The organism is Paenibacillus sp. 102, assembly GCF_039549175.1.
Lineage (GTDB): Bacteria > Bacillota > Bacilli > Bacillales > Bacillaceae_G > Bacillus_A.
Genome location: NZ_JBCGHT010000094.1, coordinates 1 through 255, shown reverse-complemented (window position 1 = coordinate 255; position 255 = coordinate 1). Strand labels below are relative to the sequence as shown.

The window sequence follows — 255 nt, the reverse complement described above, 5'->3', positions numbered from 1 at the left end:
GTGGAATGCTAGTAGGATGTTTAATATTCATCTTATTTTTCTTAGCAATATATTCATCAATCGGCATCCCAATGGGGAATTCATTTTGTAAGTCTTTGGTGGTATACATGGAAGTTGAATTTTCATTCTTTGCTGAGGCTTTTTGATAACTTGGTGTACAAGCTGTTAGAGACATGAATAATGACACAGAAATAAAAAGCAAAGTAAGCTTTTTAAACATTAAATAATTCACTCCATTCAGTATCCAATTAGTCA

1 pseudogene is annotated in these 255 nt (G+C 31.8%); it reads right to left on the bottom strand.

Going from position 1 to position 255, the window contains the following annotated elements:
- Nucleotides 1-220 (bottom strand): annotated as a pseudogene (locus AAIE21_RS29485) (hypothetical protein); the annotation flags it as partial.
- Between the last annotated feature and the right edge of the window lie 35 nt (nt 221-255).